The organism is Acinetobacter sp. WA-87 (assembly GCF_039938935.1).
Taxonomy (GTDB): domain Bacteria; phylum Pseudomonadota; class Gammaproteobacteria; order Pseudomonadales; family Moraxellaceae; genus Acinetobacter; species Acinetobacter seifertii.
In genome coordinates this window covers 1-625 of the sequence record NZ_JBDUVF010000015.1, presented here as the reverse complement: position 1 = coordinate 625, position 625 = coordinate 1, and the positions used below count along the sequence as shown (strand labels likewise).

Annotated in this window: 1 protein-coding gene; it reads left to right on the top strand. The window is 53.8% G+C overall.

Features of this window, described 5'->3' with window-relative positions; translation table 11 throughout:
* On the top strand, nt 1-625 hold a 625-nt coding region (locus ABFY81_RS18815), incomplete at both ends, for an Ig-like domain-containing protein (RefSeq protein WP_347914389.1).

The window sequence follows — 625 nt, the reverse complement described above, 5'->3', positions numbered from 1 at the left end:
TGCACCAAGCTTGAGTGTGGTGAACGGTAGCTATACTGACCTTGCAGGTAACCCAGGTTCAGGTGCGAGTCTTGCAGGTTTAACTGCGGACATTACACCACCGACCCTTGCGATCAGTGCCACTGACCTGAACCTTGCTGCGGGCGAAAGCACTACAGTGACCTTCACCTTCAGTGAAGCGGTGACTGGCTTTGATGCAACTGATGTGGCAGTGGCGGGTGGTACGTTGACTGGCTTGACCACCACAGACGGTGTGACCTGGACAGCAACCTTTACTCAAGACGGCAGTGCAACTGCACCAAGCTTGAGTGTTGCAAATAACACTTATACTGACCTTGCAGGTAACCCAGGTTCAGGTGCGAGTCTTGCAGGCTTAACTGCGGACATTACACCACCGACCCTTGCGATCAGTGCGACTGACCTGAACCTTGCTGCGGGTGAAAGCACCACAGTGACCTTCACCTTCAGTGAAGCGGTAACTGGCTTTGATGCAACTGATGTGGCAGTGGCGGGTGGTACGTTGACTGGCTTGACGACCACAGACGGTGTGACCTGGACAGCAACCTTTACTCAAGACGGCAGTGCAACTGCACCAAGCTTGAGTGTGGTGAACGGTAGCTATACT